The 23,172-nt window shown below is 41.6% G+C and carries 17 protein-coding genes; 10 read left to right on the top strand and 7 right to left on the bottom strand.

Annotation, left to right across the window (positions count from 1 at the left end):
- Position 1: 1 nt before the first annotated feature.
- From cyoD to cyoA, 4 genes are read right to left on the bottom strand one after another with little or no spacing between them, the layout of a single operon-like run.
- Entirely contained in the window at positions 2-343 is a 342-nt protein-coding gene (cyoD, locus tag QNM16_RS05900; protein ID WP_039609741.1) for a cytochrome o ubiquinol oxidase subunit IV, read from the bottom strand.
- A complete protein-coding gene (cyoC, locus tag QNM16_RS05895) occupies positions 343-963 on the bottom strand; it encodes a cytochrome o ubiquinol oxidase subunit III (protein ID WP_039609742.1) in 621 nt (206 codons plus the stop codon). The genes cyoD and cyoC overlap by 1 nt, the downstream gene beginning before the upstream one ends.
- Before the next feature lie 16 nt (positions 964-979).
- Positions 980-3,016, bottom strand: a complete 2,037-nt coding sequence (gene cyoB / locus QNM16_RS05890; RefSeq protein WP_052262270.1) for a cytochrome o ubiquinol oxidase subunit I — start codon at positions 3,014-3,016, stop codon at positions 980-982.
- On the bottom strand, positions 3,006-3,815 hold the full coding sequence (gene cyoA, locus QNM16_RS05885; RefSeq protein WP_230851852.1) for a ubiquinol oxidase subunit II: 810 nt from the start codon (positions 3,813-3,815) through the stop codon (positions 3,006-3,008). The genes cyoB and cyoA overlap by 11 nt, the downstream gene beginning before the upstream one ends.
- 288 nt (positions 3,816-4,103) lie before the next feature.
- Here cyoA and QNM16_RS05880 point away from each other — a divergent pair, with 288 nt between their 5' ends.
- A complete protein-coding gene (locus tag QNM16_RS05880) occupies positions 4,104-4,619 on the top strand; it encodes a hypothetical protein (RefSeq protein ID WP_063364144.1) in 516 nt (171 codons plus the stop codon).
- 84 nt (positions 4,620-4,703) lie between these two features.
- Here the strand turns inward: QNM16_RS05880 and QNM16_RS05875 are convergent, their stop codons facing one another.
- Positions 4,704-5,888: a quinone-dependent dihydroorotate dehydrogenase gene (locus tag QNM16_RS05875; protein ID WP_284019619.1), complete on the bottom strand. Its 1,185-nt coding sequence runs from the start codon at positions 5,886-5,888 to the stop codon at positions 4,704-4,706.
- Positions 5,889-6,042: 154 nt separating this feature from the next.
- Between QNM16_RS05875 and QNM16_RS05870 the strand changes: the two genes are divergently transcribed.
- Positions 6,043-6,618, top strand: a complete 576-nt coding sequence (locus tag QNM16_RS05870) for a hypothetical protein (protein WP_284019618.1) — start codon at positions 6,043-6,045, stop codon at positions 6,616-6,618.
- A gap of 50 nt (positions 6,619-6,668) precedes the next feature.
- Here QNM16_RS05870 and QNM16_RS05865 read toward each other — a convergent pair whose 3' ends face one another.
- Positions 6,669-7,142, bottom strand: coding sequence for a deoxycytidylate deaminase (locus QNM16_RS05865; protein WP_039609746.1), 474 nt, complete (start codon positions 7,140-7,142; stop codon positions 6,669-6,671).
- A 200-nt stretch (positions 7,143-7,342) separates the two neighbouring features.
- On the opposite strand from QNM16_RS05865, the gene QNM16_RS05860 reads away from it, so the two are divergent.
- The 8 genes from QNM16_RS05860 to QNM16_RS05825 all read left to right on the top strand — a co-directional run bounded on the left by QNM16_RS05860 (position 7,343) and on the right by QNM16_RS05825 (position 22,768).
- The gene (locus QNM16_RS05860; RefSeq protein ID WP_284019617.1) at positions 7,343-7,774 is read left to right on the top strand and encodes a hypothetical protein; all 432 of its coding nucleotides are present in this window, start codon (positions 7,343-7,345) and stop codon (positions 7,772-7,774) included.
- 236 nt (positions 7,775-8,010) lie between these two features.
- Positions 8,011-9,348 (top strand): N-succinylarginine dihydrolase, encoded by a 1,338-nt coding sequence (astB, locus tag QNM16_RS05855; RefSeq protein ID WP_284019616.1) that lies wholly within the window; start codon positions 8,011-8,013, stop codon positions 9,346-9,348.
- Positions 9,349-9,784: 436 nt separating this feature from the next.
- A complete protein-coding gene (locus QNM16_RS05850) occupies positions 9,785-11,128 on the top strand; it encodes a tetratricopeptide repeat protein (protein ID WP_284019615.1) in 1,344 nt (447 codons plus the stop codon).
- On the top strand, positions 11,118-12,326 hold the full coding sequence (locus tag QNM16_RS05845) for a FecR family protein (RefSeq protein WP_284019614.1): 1,209 nt from the start codon (positions 11,118-11,120) through the stop codon (positions 12,324-12,326). The genes QNM16_RS05850 and QNM16_RS05845 overlap by 11 nt, the downstream gene beginning before the upstream one ends.
- A 7-nt stretch (positions 12,327-12,333) precedes the next feature.
- Positions 12,334-18,042, top strand: coding sequence for an Ig-like domain-containing protein (locus QNM16_RS05840; RefSeq protein ID WP_284019613.1), 5,709 nt, complete (start codon positions 12,334-12,336; stop codon positions 18,040-18,042).
- A 15-nt stretch (positions 18,043-18,057) separates the two neighbouring features.
- Entirely contained in the window at positions 18,058-18,873 is an 816-nt protein-coding gene (locus QNM16_RS05835; RefSeq protein ID WP_284019612.1) for an MBL fold metallo-hydrolase, read from the top strand.
- Positions 18,873-21,098 (top strand): CHASE2 domain-containing protein, encoded by a 2,226-nt coding sequence (locus QNM16_RS05830; RefSeq protein ID WP_284019611.1) that lies wholly within the window; start codon positions 18,873-18,875, stop codon positions 21,096-21,098. Before QNM16_RS05835 ends, QNM16_RS05830 begins: the two co-directional genes overlap by 1 nt.
- Positions 21,099-21,115: 17 nt before the next feature.
- Positions 21,116-22,768, top strand: coding sequence for an HD domain-containing phosphohydrolase (locus tag QNM16_RS05825; RefSeq protein ID WP_284019610.1), 1,653 nt, complete (start codon positions 21,116-21,118; stop codon positions 22,766-22,768).
- Between the two features lie 6 nt (positions 22,769-22,774).
- On the opposite strand, the gene QNM16_RS05820 is transcribed toward QNM16_RS05825, so the two are convergent.
- Entirely contained in the window at positions 22,775-23,146 is a 372-nt protein-coding gene (locus tag QNM16_RS05820) for a VOC family protein (RefSeq protein WP_284019609.1), read from the bottom strand.
- Between the last annotated feature and the right edge of the window lie 26 nt (positions 23,147-23,172).

The following is a 23,172-nucleotide window of genomic DNA, read 5'->3' as shown; positions in this document are numbered from 1 at the left end:
TTTAATGTCCCATGAGCATGTTGTGATTTAGGTGCTCCATAATCCAAATGGAGCCAATCACAACTATGGCCACTGTCAACACAATAAACGCGGCTGAAGTAGTGTTCCATATTTGCTCAGAAGATGAGTTCATGTGTAAGAAAAATACAAGTTGTACAAATAGCTGTGCAATAGCTGTAACTAGGATGATCCCAAGCGTGATAGCTGGAGATGCCATATCGTACATTACAACTAAAAACGGAATAGCAGTTAGTACTAGAGATAGAAGTAAACCTATCGTGTACTCTTTAACGCTACCGTGAGATGCACCGCCAGTGCCATGTTCATTATTAGTGTGGCCCATTACATCACTCCTACTAAGTACACAACGCTAAATACACAGATCCAGATGATGTCTAGGAAGTGCCAGAATAAGCTTAGGCAAGAAAGTCTTACCAAGTTATCTTCACTAAATCCGTCACGCTTGAAGTGAACGAATAGAACAAGCATCCAGATGATACCACCGAATACGTGCAAACCGTGTGTTGCTACTAGTGCATAGAATGCAGACCAGTAACCACTTGTTTGCGGCGTAGCACCAAGTGTACTGAAGTGCCAGAACTCATACATTTCTAAGCCAAGGAAACCAAGGCCTAGGAGTAATGTGATGACCAACCAAGTGATCATGCCTTTCATCTTGCGCTGGTTGGCTTGAAGCATTGCCATACCAAACGTAAAACTACTGAATAGTAGGAACGCAGTACCAACTGCAACTAGATTAAGGTCAAATAACTCTTTTGGTGTTGGGCCGCCTGCGAAGCCGCCACTTAGTACTGCATATGTTGCAAACAAAGTTGCGAACAAAATACAGTCACTCATGATATATATCCAGAATCCGAATATAGTATCACCACCGGTATCATGATGCTCATGATCATCGTGATGATCGTGAGCGTCGTTTGCGATTACGTGATCGTTTGACATGATTTAAAACTTTCCTCTACTTGCCTTTATTAGCTGCGTGTTCTGCAACAGCTGCCAAGTGCTTTGACTCGATTTCTTCAACTTGATCTACTGGTACGTAGTAGTCTTTGTTGCGATCAAATGAGTACGCAATCCAAGAAGCTACAATACCGATGAAGCTAGCGATAACCATCCACCAGATGTGCCATACGAAACCGAAACCTAAAGATAGTGAGAATGCACTGATCACAAAGCCAGCCCATGTATTTGAAGGCATGTGGATCTTTGAGTACTTCTCAGGCTTTTGGTAAGCAATGCCATGCTCTTTCTTGTAATGATGCTCATCACGGTCATGGATTTTAGGCAGCTTAGCAAAGTTGTAGAATGGAGGAGGTGACGAAGTAGCCCACTCAAGAGTACGACCATCCCACGGATCACCAGTTACGTCCATATTTTGCTTACGGTCTCTGAAGCTCACGTAGCCCATATAGAACTGAACAGCGATACCAGCAGCAACGATGAACGCACCAACCATTGCAACGATCAGTAGTGGTGTCCACTCTGGGTTGTCATAGTAGTTAAGACGACGAGTCATACCGTTGAAACCAAGGATGTATAGCGGCATGAATGCAACGAAGAAACCGATTGTCCATAGTGCACAAGAAAGCTTATTAAGTTTCTCGTTCAGCATCCAACCAGTTGCTTTTGGCCACCAGTAAGTAAGACCTGCGAAGTAACCAAATACTGCACCACCAATGATTACATTGTGGAAGTGTGCAATTAGGAACAAGCTGTTATGTAGTACGAAGTCAGCAGCAGGTACTGCTAGCATTACACCTGTCATACCACCGATTGTGAACGTGAATAGGAAACTACATGTCCACCACATAGAAGCTGTGAATTCAACACGGCCTTTGTACATAGTGAATAGCCAGTTAAAGATCTTAACACCGGTGGGGACGGCTATGATCATGGTGGCGATACCGAAGAAGGCATTTACACTTGAACCTGCACCCATGGTGAAGAAGTGGTGTAGCCATACAACCATTGCTAGAACCATGATAACGGCTGTTGCCCATACAAGTGATGTATAACCGAATAGGCGTTTGCGAGAGAATGTAGCCGCAATTTCAGAGAAAATACCAAATGCAGGTAGAATCAGAATATAAACTTCTGGGTGACCCCATGCCCAAATGAGGTTTACATACATCATTTGGTTACCACCAAGGTCATTAGTGAAGAAGTTTGTACCTAGGTATCTATCTAGCGTTAGAAGCGTGATAGTTACAGTAAGGATAGGGAACGACAAAATGATTAGTACGTTTGCACACAGAGAAGTCCATGTGAATACAGGCATTTGCATAAGCTTCATGCCAGGCGCACGCATTCTGATGATAGTAACGAAGAAGTTAACACCCGTTAGTAGAGTACCAATACCTGAGATCTGAAGTGCCCAGAGCCAATAATCGACCCCGACCCAGGGACTGTATTCAATACCTGATAACGGCGGATATGCTAACCAACCAGTTGCAGCAAACTCACCAACGAATAGTGAAATGTTAACTAGTAATGCACCTACCACGAATAACCAGAAGCTCAAAGAGTTCAGGAATGGGAATGCAACGTCACGCGCACCGATTTGTAGAGGTACAACAATGTTCATCAAGCCAACAACTAAAGGCATGGCTACGAAGAAAATCATGATTACACCGTGAGCAGTAAAGATCTGGTCATAGTGTTCTGGAGGTAGATAACCCGCTCCCACGCTGTCAGCGGTTGCTAACGCTTGGTGAGTACGCATCATAATTGCATCCGCGAAACCACGGATCAGCATCACAATCGCTGCGATGATGTACATAATACCTATTTTTTTGTGATCCACTGAAGTGAACCATTCTTCCCAAAGGTATTTCCACTTACCCATTTTGGTAATAAGTGCGAATAGGAAGATACCGCCAAGTATTGCACAGATCATTACTGGCAAAATAACAGGGTCATGAACAGGAATAGAATCCCAGGTCAGTTTACCCGTGAGCGGATCCGGATCTGTGATTATGGTAGCTTTACTTGCCATTTTGAACCCCAGTGTATTTCTCTATGGTTTTCTTAAAGTGCAGAGGGTCGACATCCGAGTAGTAAACTACAGGATGGTCTTTTGATTTCTCGCTAAGCGCTTTGTAAGTAGGTTCGTCTAGCACATACTCTGATGCTTTTACTTTATTAACCCAAGCATCGAAGCCAGCTTGATCTACAGAGTGAGTTTTGAACTTCATGCCTGAGAAACCAAAACCACTGTAGTTGGCAGACATACCGCGGAAGGTACCTTCTTTAGATGCCATCAGGTTAAGTCTATTTTCCATACCAGCCATCGCATAAATCTGGCTACCCAAACGCGGAATGAAGAATGAGTTCATCACTGTGTCTGAAGTGATTAGGAACTCTACCGGCGTATTTACTGGGATTGAGATTTCGTTGACGGTTGCAATTTGCTGCTCTGGATAGATGAATAGCCATTTCCAGTCCATTGCCACTACTTGAATAGTCAATGTGTCTTTGTCTTTACCTAGCGGCTTACGCGGGTCTAGAGTGTGAGACGTGACATATGTGAAATATGCAAGTGCTGCGATGATCATACAAGGCACAATCCAAACAACAAGTTCGATTTTTGTTGAGTGTTCCCACGACGGCTTGTACTCAGCTTTTTTATTGCTAGTACGATACTTGTACGGGAAGTAAATAGACATAAATAATACAGGGATTATTACAATAAGTAATAAAGCCACAGAAATTATAATCAGGTCTTTCGCCTGCTCACCAATTGGACCCGCAGGGTCAAAAAGCGCTAGCTCACAACCTGTTAGAAGAAACGCCATCGTAAAAACCATTACGAATGACAAGGACTTTTTCAGCATATTCAACCTACTTGATATCGCGGGTAATTACCCCATTACCTGCCTGAATAAATTAACGAGATTAATGCAATTGAGAACTGTTTCCATTCACACCCCTCTCGGAGGGGAATGTTATAGGGAATGCAGCTAAAATTCAAGATTGACTTGACCTACATCAATACGTACTAAATTCAAATTTAGATGTTTTTTGAGCGATTTATGTCTAGACTTCGTATTGACACCGTCAAAAATAATTCTGGAGCGTGCGATATGAAAAGACTATTTTATTCCACAGATAGCTTGGATGATGCAGAAATGATTTCGGACGAAGTACATCAACTAGGTATTGATGATCACCATTTTTACGTACTATCTCGGGATGAAAGCGGTATTAAGACGCATCATTTACACGGCTCAACTCAGATAGAGAAAACACAAATATTGTCAGCAAGAAAGAGAGCTTTTTTACTCGCAGGCGCAACTGCATTAGCATTACTGACTTTCATGTATTTTTTTACTGACTTAACAAATAAATTTTTAATACAAGCTCTAGCAGCAAGTATTATTGGTGGTTTTGTTGTCATGTTCATCGTAAAACTAGCAGGAAAGTCATTTGATGAGTATTTCCAATTACTTGTCAACGAGCACCTCGATGCTGGTGATGTGATTATTATCATCGATGTTGAACGTTCTCAAACACATAAAGTCGAAACCCAACTTGAGGGACACCCAAAGGCACAATTTTTAGCCGATAGTTCAAACTTGGCGTCGCCAATACCAGACTGAGCAAACAGGTTTAAAATAGTGGTGATAAACTTTGGAGAATGAAAAAAGTTATCACCACTCGTAGCATCAACTTTTGATTGCAACTTATGCTGCAGAGCTTACTTCCTTGTTAGCGTCTTCGTCCTTGACTGCCTTTATCTTGGGCAGCGGGTTTCTCGAACCAACAGCTTCTTCAATAGAATTAAAGCCATCGGCCTTCAACAACTTGACAAGCCCACGATTGATCTCGCTAATATTTTGCGGTCCGTCAAATATGAGTGTTGAAATCATGTGCAAGATGCTTGCGCCAGAAGTAATTTTTTCATAGGCGTCTTTGGCTGTGAATACACCACCTACACCAATAATTGTGAGTTTACCGCGAGTTCTTCTATAAACGTGTCTGATTACGTTGGTAGAAATACGCTGAAGCGGTAGTCCACTCATGGCACCTTTGTGGAAGGGGAGCTCTTCTTTGACATATTCTTGGTTGAACTTGGGTTTAGCGAGGTTGGTTAATACAACGCCATCCATTTTATGTTCAACGCAAGCATCAACAATGATGTTAATCTCATCTAAAGTCATGTCTGCAGCGAGTTTGACATAGATAGGGCGGCCATCAACTCTGTGCTTGTTTACTGCGATAAGTAATGCATCTAGATTGTCTTTATCAACAAATGGTTCGCCATCTTGTGTATTTGGACAGCTTATGTTGATAGTATAGTAATCGCCTATATCTTTGAATAGCTCCATTGTTTTGGTGTAGTCGTCGATAGAATCTTGTAGATCAAACTCCGGCGTTATATTCGATTTAGCAGCGTTTATCCCTACTTTTAATTTACCAAAATTCACACCTTTTAATCGTGATGAAATTTTCTCAGCACCTTGGTTATTCAGACCGTACCAAACGAGAATTGATTTTGACTTGACCATTCTAAATAAACGTTTGCCTGGGTTTCCTGGACAAACTTCACCTGTAAATGAACCAAGTTCAGCCAAGCCAAATCCAATCGATGGGTAAATCTTGGTTAATTCGCCATCTTTGTCAAAGCCTGCGGATAAACCTAACGGGTTTCTATATTTAATACCGTCAACTTCAATCTTCAGGCTGCGATGGCCGTAGTTGAAGAAAAAAGAAGTGAGCCAGCGGGTTAGAAAGTTTGAGCCCAGCATCACTCCGACACGTTTAAACATGTAGTGAGCATCTTCTGGGTCCATCAGGAATATCAGCGGACGAACCGCTCTGTATAGTAGTTTTAAGACAAAGTTACGAATGCCGATGATAAGGCGCATTTTCAACCTCCAAATTTGTCATCGATTGTTGTTGTTGGGTGCTGTTTTACGAGCACATCAGGTAACTCATGTTTTTAGCTTATGATCATTAAATAATAATAGCAATAAGAATTGTTATCATTTACAGTTGTTATTATTCAAATTGGAGATGCTGATGAAAAAGTGGATGCTGAAGTTATTGGGTACAGATGTAACGAAGCCGATTGTACGAAGTGTAGTCGAGCCTATTTGGCAAAGTACAGGTGAAGTTTTTTATTTATTGAATACTTTGCAATTACGCTATAAATCTCGTTACGGGATGGTCAGTGTTGATGCGTTTGATATCAATTCATTTATTAACAACGAGCACGATCCATTAGATGAACTTGTGCACGAGTTTGGTGAAGAGTTTACGTTCTCTGTTTGCGCAGTTGGATGGGAGAGACTTGGCAATCAAACCCGGGTCAAGGCCATTGATAACGCCGCAGTGTTTAGATTTAACAAGTCATTAGATATAACTACGCAGGTACTCTTTCAACATCAGTTTTGTGCATCTGATGAGATCGATAAAAACGAAGTGAATCTTGCTTTAACTCGGGGAGTATTTAAATATTATAATGTTCAAATTGACGAGTTTATTAATCAATTGAAAGAAGCAAATAAAAGAATTAATCATGACAGAGCCAAGTGTCATGGTATAACTGGGGAAAACTTTAATAAAGACGTCTTTGATAGGATGTCTATGGCTTAAATAAGCGTTGAGTAGGAGTGGGTTAATTAAAAAGCCACTCCATCTATGCGTTACTGGTCGTCGTAAGTTGCGATTTCTTGCTCTATGACAACTAGCTCAACTCCTGCCATCTCAAACATATCTCTGGTTTCTTGCGCTGCATGATAACGTTTTTTTGCAACGACTTTGGAAATGCCACAGCTGATGATGAGCATTGCGCAAACGCGGCATGGCTCCATTGTGCAGTACAAGGTGGCACCGTCCAGTGGCACGCCATAGCGAGCGGCTTGGCAGATAGCATTTTGCTCGGCGTGAATTGTTCGCACGCAGTGTTGTCTTGTGGTGCCATCGCTATCGGTAACTTGCTTCATCAGGTGTCCGACATCATCACAGTGTGGCAATCCAGAGGGGGAGCCCACATAACCTGTTGATATTATTCTTTTATCTTTAACTATAATACAGCCTGATTTACCTCTGTCACAGGTGGCTCTTTGTCCAACACTGTCAACTAAATCAATGAAGTATTCATCCCAATCTGGTCTCATTGCTTGTGCCTTCAATACTACTTACATCTCAATAGTATACTCAGTATCTAGCGCAATTCGAAGCTTATCTTATCAATGAGTTATATCTTTAAAACGGATCAAATGTGTCTGACTAATATAAAATTAATATGATTAATGTATCTATTTGTTTTATTTTTTAGTATAAATTGCTTTTTCTGTTTTTATACTTTGAGTGTTGTGTGAAAAATAAATATTTATTGTTTTCTGCTTATTCCAGCTTTTTGGCGGCTTTTTTACATCTTGGATGTATTATATTCGGTGCACCTTGGTATCGATTTTTCGGGGCTGGGGAGCGAATGGCTGCGATGGCTGAGGCAGGAAAACTTGAACCCACGTTGACCACTTTAGTGATTGTCTCTGCATTAAGTACATGGGGCTTATTTGCGTTATCCGGTGCTGGCGTGATACGTCGATTACCTTTCTTAAAAACGGTTATCTTTATGGTTGCGCTGGTGTTTATAGGGCGTGGGATTGCATTTCCAATTATTATGCCTTTGTTTCCCGAAAACTCATTCACCTTTTGGATTGTGAGTTCTTTGATATGTTTGACTATCGGCCTGTGCTACGCACTAGGTGGATGGCAACTGCATAAGCAGCAAGCCAACTTATAAAATGCGCTTTGTCAATATAAATAAATTGATATTCATGGATTTTATATTGCGTATGTTCTGACTGGATCCACAATTACCTCCTATATTTCAATTTGGCACTAAACTTGATGTTCTAGCGAATAAGCAGATTTGACTAGCTGAAATTCTATTTATTCGCTTATCAGTAGGTGAATCTGAGCTCATCAACAAGATGTATCTAACTAAAATTGTGCAAAATGCACCAATAGGGGGCAATAATGAACTTCTATGAAGTTAATTTCGATGGACTTGTCGGGCCATCACATAATTACGCAGGCCTGTCATATGGAAATGTCGCTTCAAAAGCAAATGCGAAAAAATTCTCTAATCCTAAACAGGCAGCGCTACAAGGATTAGATAAGATGTACGCTTTGGCGCAACTGGGCTTGCATCAAGGCGTATTAGCACCTAATGCGCGTCCAGATTTAAAAACACTGCGAGCACTGGGCTTTAGTGGCAGCGATGGCGATGTTATTACTAAAGCAGCAAAACTTGAACCTCAATTACTCAAAGCATGTTATTCGGCGTCGTCAATGTGGACAGCAAATGCGGCTACGGTGTCTCCAAGTTGCGATACGCAAGACAGGAAGGTGCATTTCACGCCTGCTAATTTAAACAACAAATTACATCGCGCAATAGAAGTTGAAACAACGTCGCGTATTTTAAAGCAAGTCTTTAGCGATAATGATTATTTTGCGCATCATGAACCGTTACCTCAGCATCCCCTTTTTGGTGATGAAGGAGCTGCAAATCATACTCGTTTGGCTGACTCGTATAATCACTCAGGTTTAGCTTTGTTTGTCTACGGACAGGACAATCAAAGTGATATCAGGCCGTCTAAATTTCCTGCTAGACAGACTCGTCAAGCAAGTGAAGCAGTCGCACGTAGCCATATGCTTAAAACTGAAAACTGTCTTTTTATACAGCAAAACCCGGATGTGATAGACGCCGGCGTATTTCATAATGATGTGATAGCGATTGGTAATGAGAATGTATTTTTATTCCACGAACAGGCATTTTATGATCAGCAAACGTCAGTCAAGAAAATCCGTGAGGCCTATAAAGGTAGCCGACCTTTGCACTTAATTGAGGTCTCAAATACAGATGTGAGTGTTGAACAAGCAGTACAGAGTTACATTTTTAACAGTCAACTGGTTAGTCTGCCTAATGGTGGAATGGCATTGATAGCGCCGAGTGAATGTCAAAAAATTAATGAAGTTGAAACCTATTTAAGCGCACTTAAGCAGGCAAGTAATCCAGTTAACGATGTTATCTATATGGATGTGAAGCAAAGTATGCAAAATGGGGGCGGACCAGCTTGTTTGCGTTTGCGTGTAGTTTTATCTGAGCTTGAACTTAAAGCCACAAATCAAGCTTGTTTGTTGGATGAACAGCTTTATAGCACATTATCAATTTGGATAAATAAACATTATCGTGACCAGTTAAGTGAATATGATTTGGCCGATCCGCAGTTATTGAAAGAAAATTATGCGGCTTTAGATGAGTTGACCCAGATCCTAGAACTTGGGTCTGTATATGATTTTCAAAGAGAGTAAACACTTAAGTTAGGCTATTCGCAAGGGTAGCCTGAACAAACATCGTTATAGCTTGTTTTGCCCATCAATTTCACCCCATTTAAATTCACAAAATTATAGGTTGCTATAAGATATGAATACCTAGTATCGGACTTTAATTGCGATATTGCTTTATTGACCATTTTTATCTTTTTCTTCGAAATTAATGCGAGTCTGAATGGTGTGCTTGATTTTGTGCACTACACGAATCTTTGCAAAAAGTTGTGATTGTCTATTTCCCTCGAAAATGTACCCGAAATCTAAAGTGAATTTTTAACGTCCTTGATTATACTTTGCATATCTCTATCTAGGCATGTTTTATGTTTTCTGGTCGTTAGCGGGTCGACGGTTAGATAAAGAGGTCTTGCTTGGAGTAGGTAGTGATGAACATACGATAACCAATGATAGGTGATTAGCTATGTCACTAGTACTTCGATGCGCACAGTACGTTTTTATAACCCTTGCTAGCTTGAGTAGTTCAATATGTCTAGCACTGGATAATCCATCTCAATCTGATGAGAAATTGAAACAAATCCTCAGCGATATTAACGCTAACTTAGTTGAAAAAGACTATCAATCAGCATATCAAAAAGCGGAAGCTGCAATTGACGAGTGGGCTGGAGAGCCAAATTTTGACTTTTTGTATGCTCAAGCGGCTTTAGAGCAGGCCAAATATGATGAAGCTATTTTTGCATTAGAGCGAGTGCTGGTTAGCTGGCCAGATCATATTCCTAGCCATTATTTGTTAGGTTTAACCTATGCGAAACAAAAAAACTATGCTCAGGCTAGTAGCGTTTTTTCAGATTTGTTAAATGCGCAATTAAGTCCGACAATGCGTGATAGGGTAAGTCAAGCATTAGAAGCAATTGACCGCAATACGCAAAAACTGGAGCAGTCATTTAATCACGCAATCTCGCTTGCACTAGGCCATGATTCTAATGTGAATAGCGGGGCGCTGGATGACAGAATTGTTATTGGCGGGTTACCTCTCACACTAGGCCAGAGCAGCTTGAAAACATCAGATAACTTTATGCGGTTCAAGTATCGTTTTAGAGGTAGTTGGCAGCAAACTCAATATCAAGGCTGGCGACTGGACGTCAATTATTCAGATCAGCGTCACAAGGATGCTGAACAGTTTGATAGATACCAAGGCAATATTCGCTTTAGCTATGAGCATAAAAAAGATGACTTAACGCTCACCGCAGGTGGCCAGTTTGGCGTTTTGGCACTAGATGACAATACTTATCAACAAGATATCGGCTTGTATGGGTCTACACAATACAACATATCAACTCATTATTTCGCTGCTTTGAGCGGCTTTATTTTTTCGCAAAACAATGTTCAAGATCGAAATCTTGATAGTCGTATTTATACGATTCAAGGATCTGCAGGATATTCATCAGCGTCATGGCTGTTGAGGACGGATATTGGATACACCTGGCAGCCTGCAAGGTATGAAGAGGGTGAGCATTACGGCCGAGATTATAACTTTATTTCTGGATCGGTAAGCCATAAAACCGGAGAAAAGGGGTTATTGAGCTTTAAAGCGCAATACAGAGATATTGAACATCGTGCAGATCACCCACTTTTCTTGTCGACAAGAAATGAAGAGCTAGTGATTCTTAATTTGAATTGGCGATACAGATGGAGTCAAGCGTTGAGTATTGACTTGTCAGCTTCCTACTACGACAAACATAGCTCAATTACCTTATATAGCTACGATAGAACAGAATGGTTCACAGGAGTCCGTTATGAATTCTAACTTTAAGTTGACTGTAAACTTTACATCAATATCAAGTGCCATGGCTCTAGCGGTAGTATTGCCATTTTTTGCTCATGCTGAACAAGCAGGGAAAACCATTATGTCTCGTGGTGATGTGGTTGCGACAGACAGCAGCAATGCGTCACAACGAGATCTTAAAAGACGCAGCCCAATTTATAATGTCGATGTTGTAAATACTGGTGAATCAAGCCAGGCTCAGCTCAGAATGCAGGACGGCGCACTTATTGCGCTTAAAGCTCAAACTCAATTGAAGATTGAAGAGTACTCACAGGGTAGCGCTGAAGGTGGTTCAGTAGTGATGGAGCTTATCTCTGGCGGACTTAGAACGATTACAGGTGAAATCAAAGGTGATAAAAATAATTATAAACTAAAAACACCTGTCGGCAGTATCGGGATTCGTGGCACGCACTATGAAGTCGAATGGAAAAATAATGAGTTATTTCTTGCTGTTTGGGACGGTACGATTGAGTTAGATATGAGTGGTGCAACAGGTGCTGAAGGACCTGTATTACTGGGTAAAGGCGGCGACTTTTCTTTTGCAAAGGTGAGTGAGAGTGGCTCCGTTACATCATTACTTAAACCCCCTTCGGAGCTCTCTTCATTGTCTTCTTCAGTAAGTTCATCTGCACAGTCAAATGACACTGAAGAACAAGGTACTACGGTTGCGAGTGCTGAATTAGACCCGGCTGAACAGCCAACTCCCATATTGGAGGGGAGCTTTGCTCAAGTAGCTAATGATGTATCACAAAATGAGTTCATCAATGAACAAGAGCTAGATAGCTTGGGGACCGCAGATATTGGTGAGTTGATTTCCGAGCGAACTGGAAGTACAGATTATACGGTACTTGAAAGCATAAATGCCAACTCAAGTTTAGGCGCTGTAAGTGCGATAAATATGCAAATGACAGTTAATTTTGATCGAGGAACTGTTGAACAAGGGGCTTTGTCCTTTCAGGATTCGGGTGGTGAGTGGTTTGCAGCATTTAATGGTTTGATAACTACTGAAGGTATGGACCTTGGTGTTAATTTTGCCTCTCATGGAAATAACTTGGCTAACGGGACGATTCGAAGTCGATTTATAGATGGGCTTGAGAAGTTGAGTGGTGACTTCAATTTAAGAGAAATAGACAACACGAGTGTGACTGCTCGTGGTGATTTTCTATTAGGCCAGCCTTAGGAGAAATATGATGAACCTAAGTGCATTGATACGAGTTTTAGTTGCGATTATATTTGCGACGACTATTGCTGGTTGTGGTGGTGGGGATGATAGTAAACCACTTCAACAAAATAATAACGCTACCGAGGCGGCTGAAGAGCCAACACCTTCAAATTCTCTCACTTTTTCAAGTTCGCCTGTCGTGGTGGATTTTTCTTATCAGCCTAAATTCAGACATGCTCGATTAGGGGCAACGCAGATAGTTGATGAGCTGATGATAAATGGAACCGGTGATCTCACCCATCCTCAAGGTGCGTTTACTGAACGCGGAAATATTACAGTTGCTGTTGATAATATTGAAGACCCTGATGGCATTGCTCGAGTACTTTTGGGGTTTGATAATGCAGAGCAAGCTATTGAGCTGTGCAGTGCAAATTGTGGTTCGCCTTTTAAATTTACTCAAACCGGAGTCAATCCATTTGACTTTGGCCAGCAAAGTGGCACTGTTAATCTCCAAGTGTGGGTAGAAGATCTGAATGGCAATCTCAGTGTAGTGGCGATTAAGCAGGTGAACTGGCAGCCGCAAAGTATCGTCGTTGAGCCTGCACAAAGGCAAGATGATGGTACCGTAGAGGTTAATTGGTTGCCACTTGATAGCGCACTGAGATACAACATTTATTTGTCAGAAGAACCTATAAACAGTCGCGCGACGATCAATTCACTTCCTGCTAGCAATCGATTTGTTGCTTTGACACAGACCACTCAGTCATTTTCTGGTTTGGAGCCCACAAAGCACTATTACGTCATGGTAACAGGCATAGATGGTAGCGGTGAAAGTGCTTTTAGTGAATCAATCCTGTTGCCTGCTACTGAGAATACGCCACCAATTGCAAGAGATGACAGTTTCTCTGGGCTTCAGTTTGAGTCTATTTCTGGCAATGTTTTGAGCAATGATGATGATTTAGGCTTTGGCCCTATTGAAGTGCTAAATGAGCTTATTACAGTGCCATCAAATGGGACTGTTGATATTTCTGCAAACGGGAGCTTTACATACACGCCGAGTGATAGCTTTTTTGGTAATGACAGCTTTGTTTATCAAATTCGAAATTCACAAGGCGCAACGGCTCAGGCGACTGTTACGTTGGAAATAGAAGCGGTAAGAGTTTCAATACTTACGCTTAATAATAGTTATGTAGTTGAAAAAAACACTGAGTTGGCTGTTACTGGGCGCGGCGTACTTGTGAATGATGTGCATTTATTGGATCAAGCACTGCAAATTGACACCCAGCCAGAACGTGATGTAGAAAATGGTGCTTTGACACTAAACTCTGATGGTAGCTTTATTTATGTACCAAATAGTGACTTCATCGGCGAGGATTCATTTATTTACCGCGTACGCAGCAACGATGGTGAGGTACAGCTAGCAGAAGTCTTTATTTCTGTTCAAGATAGCGTCACTAGCACTGCGCCCGTCGCAGTGAATGACATGTTTGAGACCAGCGAAGATTTTATTTTGTCGGTTAGCTCACCCGGCGTATTAGAGAATGACACTGATCAAGCATTGGATAGTGTTTCGATTGGTATTGAGACAACCACAATGAGTGGCACTTTGGAATTGACCGAACAAGGCGGGTTTAGATATATCCCTAATGCCGACTTTTCTGGGCAGGACTTCTTTATTTATAGCATTACCAATGAAGCAGGCTTGAGCGCAAATGCTTTTGGTTTAATTAATGTCATCAGTGTCAATGATCCACCTATGGCCGTGGATGATTCTATCGAAGTTGCACAGGGTCAACCAACAGTACTAAATGTAACAAGCAATGATAGTGATAAAGATGGTGAGCTGGTTTTATCTACATTAGAAATTGTGATGCAGCCAATGCACGGAGATCTTTCGTTTGATTCAAGCAATGGGCAATTTATTTATCAGAGTGATGCCAATTACCGAGGTCCTGATTATTTTGTTTATACAATAGATGATAATGAAGGTGCTAAATCTAACGAGGCGCAGGTACAAATATTTGTTACGGGAGAGAACACAGCCCCCATGGCTGTAAATGACACTGCCAGCACTTCTCAAGATATACCTGTAGATATTGATGTGCTTTCCAACGACTCTGACTCAGATGGCTCGTTAGTGTTTAGTTCTATTGAAATCACGACAAACCCAGAAAATGGGCAAGTGAGCCTTAATTCAAGCGACGGCATTTTGGTCTACACGCCAAGTTCAGGGTTCTCAGGCACAGATTCATTCCAATATCGAGTTCAAGACAATGAAGGCCTAGTTTCTAATATTGCGTCGGTTACTGTGACGGTACAAGCTGTAAATCAGGCCCCTGTTGCAAATGGAGACAGTGCACAGGTGGAAATTGGTGCATCGGTTGTGGTAGTTGTGCTGGATAATGACACGGATGCAGATGGCATGATTGATGGTAGTACTGTAGAGGTAGTCGCAAACCCTAGTAAAGGCACTGTTAATGTTGAATCTACCGGAGAGATTTTGTATGTGCATACTGGGACAGCGGTTGGCACGGATAGCTTCTCATACCGAGTAAGAGATGATGATGGTGCACTCTCTAATATCGCACTTGTTTCTATTAATATTGTTGAGCCAGATACTACGCCAGTAGCGAGTGCAGATACAGCGTCACTTGATAAGAACACGTCCGTTATGATTGATGTGTTGAGTAATGATGATGCCAAAGGACAGACGTTAAATTTATCTAGTATTGAAATAATCAATGCTGTAGAGCATGGTTCCACTTTTATTGATACATCTACAGGCTATATAAGTTACATTCCAGTGAATAACTTTGTTGGTACTGATAGCTTTACTTATCAAGTTATGAATAACTTAGGTGAAACTTCCAATGTTGCTACAGTCACCATTACAGTATTACCTAGAAATTACCCACCTACGGTTTCGCCCAACTCTGCAAATATAGACACAAATGTGTCAAATGGTGACTTTGTGCTTCAAATTGCAGCTGTCGACCCTGATGGTGATGGAATTAGTTATGCATTGAGTGGCACGAACGTCAGTTTATTCTCAGTAGCAGCGAATGGACATGTTACTGTTGCCAATGCAACTCAAATAGTGAGTAATGGTGAGGCGGTATATAGCTTAACCGTTGAAGTGTGTGACGATATTTCCCCTCCTTTATGTACCAGTGCGCAAATTACTATTAATGTCAGTGTGGCGGTGCAAAGCTTTGTCGCGAATAAGCTTACTTCATTTGGTACCGATGGTGAGCAGGTTGTTCGTTTAAGGGCAAGCAAAGAGTATCATGAGTATGGTCAAACTATTTTACTTTCAGATGGCAAATTGCTAACAGTAGGTGGTGTGGGTCAATTTGAAGCGAGCATCAGTCGAAACATACACCGAGCCGCTGTGAGCAAGTTAAATGCTGATGGACACTTTGATAGAACATTCGCAACTAACGGTGTCTTTACGAGTTATTTTGGCATTGAAGTAGCAGGACAGCCGCAAAATATTGTTGCGAGTTCGGTGGCTATTGACAGTGAAAATAGGATTTATGTTGCGGGTTATGCCGACTTTGGCACGACTAAGGAGCTGCTCCTATTCAGATTGTCATCGGATGGTAATCATGATACCAGCTATGGTGCTGGCTCTGGGTACACTCAGTTGCCATTAACATCTGGAGCAAGTGTAGAGCCTGTGGCCATATTTGTAGATGATTCACAAGTTGTCACTGTGGTTTCGAACGTGACCGTTGGATCACAAACGACAATTATGATACGTCGTATTGATAATACTGGAGGGGTAACGGGGTCTCTAGATATTGCACCAAACTCTTCTCAGTTTGCCAATGGTGCAACTGAGTCTAATAACACCATATTGATGTACGGTGAAACAACTTCTGAAGCAGGTAATAAAGATATACTAATGGCACGTATTGACAGTGCAAGTTTGAATTTAGATACATCCTTTGGTGCCTCGGGCATGTTGCAGCTTGATTTAACATCTTCATCGTTTGACGACAGAGTTAATGATGTAGTCCTATTGTCAGACAACAAGCTATTGGTGACAGGCGATACTTATTTACCAAGCGGGACTTTTAAATCTACTTTTGTAATGCGTTTGGCTAGCAATGGGGCGCTTGATACCGGTTTTGATACAAACGGTTTTAAAGTTTATGAATTTAATGAATTACCTTCGACAAACATTAGTGGTTTAGATTTAAGTGCTTGGCATGCTTCTGGAAAAGGTCTGTTTGCAGATGAGACTCACTATTACATTGGTGTTGGTAGAGGGCAATCAACAAGTTCTTACAGCGTTGCACAAATCTTTAGAGTGTCTCATGAGGGAGTCGCAGATAGTGGCTGGGTGCCAGATTTAGGTGGGCCAACAGTGTTTAATTCTTTAGGGTTAACGCCTGGTGGCATGATCCGCACTGCACAAGGGCTGTTGCTTCCTGGTTATAAATATAACTTAATCGGAAACAATTTCTTTAGATCATATTGGTTTGGTGAATTCACTTTATCAGGTGTCCTTAACTCCGCATTTGGTAGTGGTGGAGAGGTTAGTAATACGGTTGGGGATGCTGATGAGCGATTTGAGTTTGGTTTTACCTCTTCATTGCAAAGTGACAGGTTCTTCCTAGCTGGCGATGCCAAAACATCGCATGATAATGATGTGCCATATATCTATAAATTGGATGCTACGGGTAAAGGAAGCTCAGATTTTGGTAATCTGGGGATATCGCAGGTTTCTACGGGTATCAATGCTGTTGCAACTGCGTCCGCTCAGTTAACTTCTGGCAATATATTAATGGCATTCCAAGGAGTTACTTCTACTACTGATGCTTATATTGCTAGTTTTGCGAATGGCAAGATACAAGATATGACATTTGCAGAGGGGTTAAATCAGGGGATTGTGCAAATTGCCGCGAGCACTTATTCAGGCGAGTCAATTACAGTTAAGCGGCTATATGGGCTTGCGACAGGCGGATTTCTTGCGTTTGCAAAAGTATTTGATGGCTGTATAAATCAAAGCTATGGCTTTGTCTTCACCAGCTCTGGTGTACTGTCTAATGCGTTTCAGTACCCAGTACCAGGAGAACCTGCTTGTAATACTTCTGCAAGGAGTATTGATTTTGTTCATCCAGTCTCGACATTTCTTGTTGGGATAGGTACTGATGAGCAAGTATTCCCTGAACCACGAATTATTCTTGCCAAAGCGACTGTTACTGGAGCATTAGATACAACTTTTGGCACTAACGGCGTAGCGGAATTAGATATCGGCTTATCTTCAGGAGAGTCGATTTCACTTACTGGATCTTTAGTTGATTCTGAAGGGCGGTTTGTGATCTTCGGTACCGGTGGAAGTAAGAACTTTGTGATGAGAGTCAATAGCGACGGCTCAATTGACAGCACATTTGGTACGGGCGGTGCATTGATGTTTGACCAGTTAGGCACAACCGCAGTTGTGGTTAAGCAAGGCTGGGTCCAAAGTACAGGCGAGTTGATGTTATTCTTACAAGAGTCAAGTGGTCAAGGTATTTACATTGCTCGGGTTAAATTAGCTGATGATGCAGGTACTTTCGATACCACGTTTAACTCTGTTGGTTATCAAAATTTCTCGGTGTCCATGACAGGGCAGCTTTCCTCTGCTATTAGTTTGAATAATGGAGATAGTTTTGTACTTGTTTTACAACAGGATGAGCCTAAGGTCATTGTGTTGCAAGCGGGTATCATTGAAATAGCTGACTAGCGAGGTTGATATAGGATGCAGTTAAAATTCTACGGTGTGCGGGGCTCTATCCCCACACCGGGACCAAATACAGTCAAATATGGTGGCAATACGGTGTGTGTATCACTGCAAAGTCAAAGCAATACACACATTGTCTTAGACTCTGGAACCGGTATAAGACTCCTTGGTGACGAGTTAATGAAAGATAAGCGGGATATTTATATTCTTCTTAGCCATAACCATTGGGATCATATCCAAGGCTTTCCGTTTTTTGTGCCTGCGTATATGCCAAATAAAAACATCACAATCATTCCTGGTGTAACTGATACTCAGGCGCCTGATGCGATTTTGCGACAAATGGATGGCAGCTATTTCCCTGTACAATATGATGATTTGCCGTCAACGGTGAAAGTTGTTCAGCAGCAAAATGATACTTGGCACTATCATGATATTAATATTGAGCGTATGGCGATGAATCACCCTGGTGGCGGTAGTGCATATCGCTTAACGGTTGATGGGCTAAAAATAGTTTATGCAATTGATAACGAGCTGTATCCTCCAAATGATCCGGTGACGAGTTTTGACAAGTGGGTTGAATTCGTCGATGGCGTTGACTATTTGATTCATGATGGGCAGTTTATTCCTAGTGATTACCCTTTAAAGATGGGATGGGGGCATTCGCAGATTAAAGATGCTTTAGATTTAGCGGTACAAGGCAAGGTTAAAAACTTAGTTCTTATTAGTCATGACCCTGCAAGAACAGATGATGACCTGGACCAAATAGCACAAGACATTGGCAAGCAGGGCTACGATTTTAAAACCATTATCGCCCATGAGGGGCTGATAATTTAATGAAGCTAGCTAAGCATTTTAAGCTATATAGACTTCAATGGGCTGCTGGTTTTATTATTACGTTTTTATTTATATTACTTCATCTACTTGCTTTGTCTCCCGCAGCGCCTTATGGACAAGTTTTAAAGCGCTTTGAAGGACTGGCATATGATGTGCGCCTAAAAGAAACCCTTTCTTGGCAGCAAAGGTCATTTTTACCTATCGTGATCGTTGACATCGACGAGCAAAGCTTGATTGAGATTGGTCGTTTCCCTTGGAGTCGTCACGTAATGGCAAAGCTACAAGACCAACTTGTTGCTGCAGGCGTATCTGTTGTTGCATATGATGTTCTGTTTTCCGAGCCAGAGCTTAACCCAGCGAATCAAGTTGCCAATCACTTAAGCGAGTTAGATCAAGATACTACCAGTAAATTACGGTCAATTGCGCCTGAAATTGACGCAGACATCGCTTTTTCAAAAACACTCGATGCCACAGATACCGTTTTGGGAATGTTGTTTGAACATCAACAAGATATTTTAGTAGGGAAGCTACCTGCTCCCATTTTCGCCAGTGAAATAACCCCCATAAACCTTCCAATCCCTGATTTTGCTGGACATGTGGCGAATGTAAAAGTGTTGCAGCAAAATAGCCCAGGAACAGGGTTCATAAATAGTGCGCCTGATGGTGACGGTTTTGTACGTTATTCTATGTTGATGATTAAACACAACGAAAACGCTTACCCAGCATTGGCTTTAGAAGCAGCAAGGTTGTATACCTTGGCAGATACTGTCGAGATTGTTGCTAAACCATTTGGTGAAGGGCACAGTGTGCAAGGGATAAAGTTAGGCACAACGTTAATCCCAACTGATGACTATGGCCGTGTAGCTATTCCTTTTCGAGGACCTGCGTTCAGCTTTCCTTATGTTTCAGCTATTGATGTAATTAATGGTGAGGTAGATAAAACGCTATTTGACCAAGCCATCGTATTTGTGGGTACATCAGCCGTTGGTCATGCGGATCTTCGTACCACACCAGTGGGCGTTCAATATCCGGGTGTTGAAGTACATGCAAACGTATTAGAAGGATTAGTTTTTCCTGAGCTGCTGCCTTCAAGGCCTGATTGGATAGATGGTGCTGTAGTTGTATTACTGATCAGTTTAGGTTTAGTCACCTCGATTGTGTTACCGTTGCTAGGCGTACTTGGCATGACATTATTTGCAGGAGTTATCACCTGCTGTTTTATCTTCTTTAGTTTTTATGCTTGGGTTGTTTGGCGATTAGACTTCCCCCAAGTTGCAACGCTTGGCCTGATTATTTCGCAAACTACCGTACTAGGTAGCCTTGGCTTTGTGAAAGAACATAAAGAGCGTGTACAGATAAAGTCGATATTTGATCAATATGTTCCACCTGCACATATCGCTTCCATGCTTGAGCAACCAGATCAAGCCTCTATGGAAGGCGAAAAGCGTGAAATGACGGTCTTGTTCGCAGACATACGTGAATTTACCAGTATTTCCGAGTCACTGGACGCGGGAAGGCTAAAAGCTTATCTGAATCAGTATTTTTCCCCAATAACTAAGATCATATTTGAATATCAAGGCACGATAGACAAATACGTCGGGGACATGGTAATGGCATTTTGGAATGCACCATTGCTGGTTGAACAGCACCCTGAACTCGCTGTTAAATGCGCCATGCAAATGCAGCAGCAGGTAGAGGATTTGCAAGCACAAATGATCGAGCAAGATTTCCCGCCTTTTGCGATCGGTATTGGATTAAATACTGGTGATATGAATGTAGGCGACATGGGCTCTGAGTACCGACGAGCTTATACTGTGCTTGGTGACGCCGTTAATTTGGGTTCTCGTCTTGAAGGATTAACCAAGTTTTACGGGGTAGGTGTGCTTGTGAGTGAAATGACCTATGAGCAGTGCCCAAATATTATTTTTAGACCGATAGATAAAGTAAAAGTAAAAGGGAAAAGCCTTGCAGTAACCATTTTTGAGCCAATCGCGTTAAAAAATGCGGTGACTCAGGCACAGTTTGATGAATTAAAACAGCATGAAGAAGCTTGGCAGTTGTATTTATCGCAATCTTGGCAGGAAGCTTTGTCAGCTTTTACTAAACTAATAGAGTTACAACCGCAAAGAAAGATTTATCAGCTTCTTTGTGAGAGAGTGCGTGAGATGCAGTCAAATCCACCGAGTGAAAACTGGGATGGAAGTTATACGCACAAGTCAAAATAGTATGGGTGTATAGGGCCATGGATCTGTCAATTCGTAGCACAGTAGCTGAAGAAGACATCATAGAGAGTCAGGTTGCATTAAAGCATCTGCTTAAATTAGCGATTGAGTTGTCGTCAGAGCATGATACCGACAGGTTATTAGAGCATATTTTGGAGTCTGCAATCGCACTGAGTAATGCAGAGGGTGGAACAATTTACTCTGTCTCAGAAGATGCACAACTTAAATTTGCCACGCTGATTAATGAGCCGCTTGGCTTACATATGGGAGGGACATCTGGTAAAGAGATACCATTTCCCGCGATTCCAATATATTTAGAAAATGGCTCCCCAAATGAAAGCGCATTGGTGGCACTTGCTGCAGCTAAAAAAGATGTTATCCGCATTGACGATGTTTATGACTGTACAGATTATGATTTATCTGCAGCCAGAGCGATGGATAAAAAAACAGGCTATCACACCCAGTCTGTATTGACGGTTCCCATGGCGAATCATGAGCGTGATTTAAATGGCGTATTGCAACTGATAAACCCTCGCAGTAAAGATAAAGTGGTTAGGTTTTCTTCAGATTTAGTTGAATTGATCTGTTCCATGAGTTCATTAGCGGCCGTTGCTTTGACTAACAGGCAATTAATTGATGATATGGAAACACTCTTTCAGGCATTTACACGTTTAATAGCAAAAGCGATAGATGAAAAATCACCTTACACAGGAGGTCATTGTCGACGAGTACCCGAGTTAACCATGATGATTGCAGATGCGGTGCATGATGCGCAATCAGGGCCAATGGCTGAATTTAAAATGACCGCAGCAGATAGGCATGAATTATCACTCGCAGGGTGGCTCCATGACTGCGGGAAAATTGCTATTCCAGAATACGTCATGGATAAAGCCACTAAATTGCACTCAGTGTATGATCGTATCGAATTGGTAATCGCAAAAATTGAAATAGCTAAACGGGATTTGGAACTTGATTACACAAAGCAAATCATTAAAGCGGAGATGCTTGATCAGCAACAAAAAGCAAATAGCTTGAAAGAAGAATTACAACGTGCGTTGCAAGCGTTAGATGATGAGAGTGAGTTTTTATCTCGAGCAAACATTGGCGGTGAATTTATGAAAGAAGCCGATCAGCAACGAGTACAAAACTTGGCAGATAGCTATCAGGTTTCAATTGCTGGCTTTGAGCAGTCCCTTCTATCAAAAGAAGAAGTGTATAACTTGAGTATACCCAGAGGCACCTTAACAGCTGAAGAACGAGTTGTTATTAATAAGCATATGGATATTACGCTTGAGATGCTCGAAGCATTACCTTTTCCAAAACATTTAAAACGCGTGCCTGAGTTTGCTGGTGGCCACCATGAAAAAATGGATGGCACAGGTTACCCAAAAGGTCTTACCAGAGATCAGATGTCGGTCCCTGCACGGATCATGGCTATTGCTGATATTTTTGAGGCATTAACTGCGGCAGATAGGCCCTACAAAGATGCAAAGCCATTGAGCGAGTGCTTGTTTATTATGGGGAAAATGAAATTGGGAGACCATATTGACCCTGACTTATTTGATGTATTTGTCAGCTCTGGTGTGTACTTAGAGTATGCTAGGCAATATTTGAAACCAGAGCAAATAGATGAGATAGAAATAGATAAAATCCCCGGATATAACAAATCTTAAGGGTAATTAGGTAACACGCCAAGGTGGATTTAAACGGTTTTCTCCAGCCCAATAGAGCTTAATTTTATTGTTAGACGGGTCTAACAATATGGCTTCTTTCCAAAGGTACTTCTCCATTGTAGGTAGTTGTTTAAACTCAACGCCTTTATCTACAAGCTCCGCTACCCACAGCTCTAATTCAGGGTGTTCAAAATATATCACAGCGCCGTTGTTAAACTTTTCATCTTCAAGAGAGAGCGAAAAAGAGCTTGTGCCTTTTGGACACTCAAATCTAGCGTAATGTGGTGTATCTACAATTAATGTGAAGCCTAGCAGTTGATAAAAGCTTACTGCTTTTGGCATGTCGGTAACGGGTAGAGTCACTTGGTTTAAATTCATTATTATTGTTTTCAATGTTGGTGAGT

Origin of the sequence: Pseudoalteromonas umbrosa, from assembly GCF_030125375.1 — a bacterium.
GTDB lineage: Bacteria > Pseudomonadota > Gammaproteobacteria > Enterobacterales > Alteromonadaceae > Pseudoalteromonas > Pseudoalteromonas umbrosa.
The sequence above is the reverse complement of the archived record's forward strand: the minus strand, read 5'-3'. Positions and strand labels throughout refer to the sequence as shown.

Coding starts and splice junctions, on each gene's coding strand:
- cyoD (WP_039609741.1), bottom strand. CDS start 343: ATGGGCCACACTAATAATGAACATGGCACTGGCGGTGCATCTCACGGT.
- cyoC (WP_039609742.1), bottom strand. CDS start 963: ATGTCAAACGATCACGTAATCGCAAACGACGCTCACGATCATCACGAT.
- cyoB (WP_052262270.1), bottom strand. CDS start 3,016: ATGGCAAGTAAAGCTACCATAATCACAGATCCGGATCCGCTCACGGGT.
- cyoA (WP_230851852.1), bottom strand. CDS start 3,815: ATGGCGTTTCTTCTAACAGGTTGTGAGCTAGCGCTTTTTGACCCTGCG.
- QNM16_RS05880 (WP_063364144.1), top strand. CDS start 4,104: ATGAAAAGACTATTTTATTCCACAGATAGCTTGGATGATGCAGAAATG.
- QNM16_RS05875 (WP_284019619.1), bottom strand. CDS start 5,888: ATGCGCCTTATCATCGGCATTCGTAACTTTGTCTTAAAACTACTATAC.
- QNM16_RS05870 (WP_284019618.1), top strand. CDS start 6,043: ATGAAAAAGTGGATGCTGAAGTTATTGGGTACAGATGTAACGAAGCCG.
- QNM16_RS05865 (WP_039609746.1), bottom strand. CDS start 7,142: ATGAGACCAGATTGGGATGAATACTTCATTGATTTAGTTGACAGTGTT.
- astB (WP_284019616.1), top strand. CDS start 8,011: ATGAACTTCTATGAAGTTAATTTCGATGGACTTGTCGGGCCATCACAT.
- QNM16_RS05850 (WP_284019615.1), top strand. CDS start 9,785: ATGTCACTAGTACTTCGATGCGCACAGTACGTTTTTATAACCCTTGCT.
- QNM16_RS05845 (WP_284019614.1), top strand. CDS start 11,118: ATGAATTCTAACTTTAAGTTGACTGTAAACTTTACATCAATATCAAGT.
- QNM16_RS05840 (WP_284019613.1), top strand. CDS start 12,334: ATGATGAACCTAAGTGCATTGATACGAGTTTTAGTTGCGATTATATTT.
- QNM16_RS05835 (WP_284019612.1), top strand. CDS start 18,058: ATGCAGTTAAAATTCTACGGTGTGCGGGGCTCTATCCCCACACCGGGA.
- QNM16_RS05830 (WP_284019611.1), top strand. CDS start 18,873: ATGAAGCTAGCTAAGCATTTTAAGCTATATAGACTTCAATGGGCTGCT.
- QNM16_RS05825 (WP_284019610.1), top strand. CDS start 21,116: ATGGATCTGTCAATTCGTAGCACAGTAGCTGAAGAAGACATCATAGAG.
- QNM16_RS05820 (WP_284019609.1), bottom strand. CDS start 23,146: ATGAATTTAAACCAAGTGACTCTACCCGTTACCGACATGCCAAAAGCA.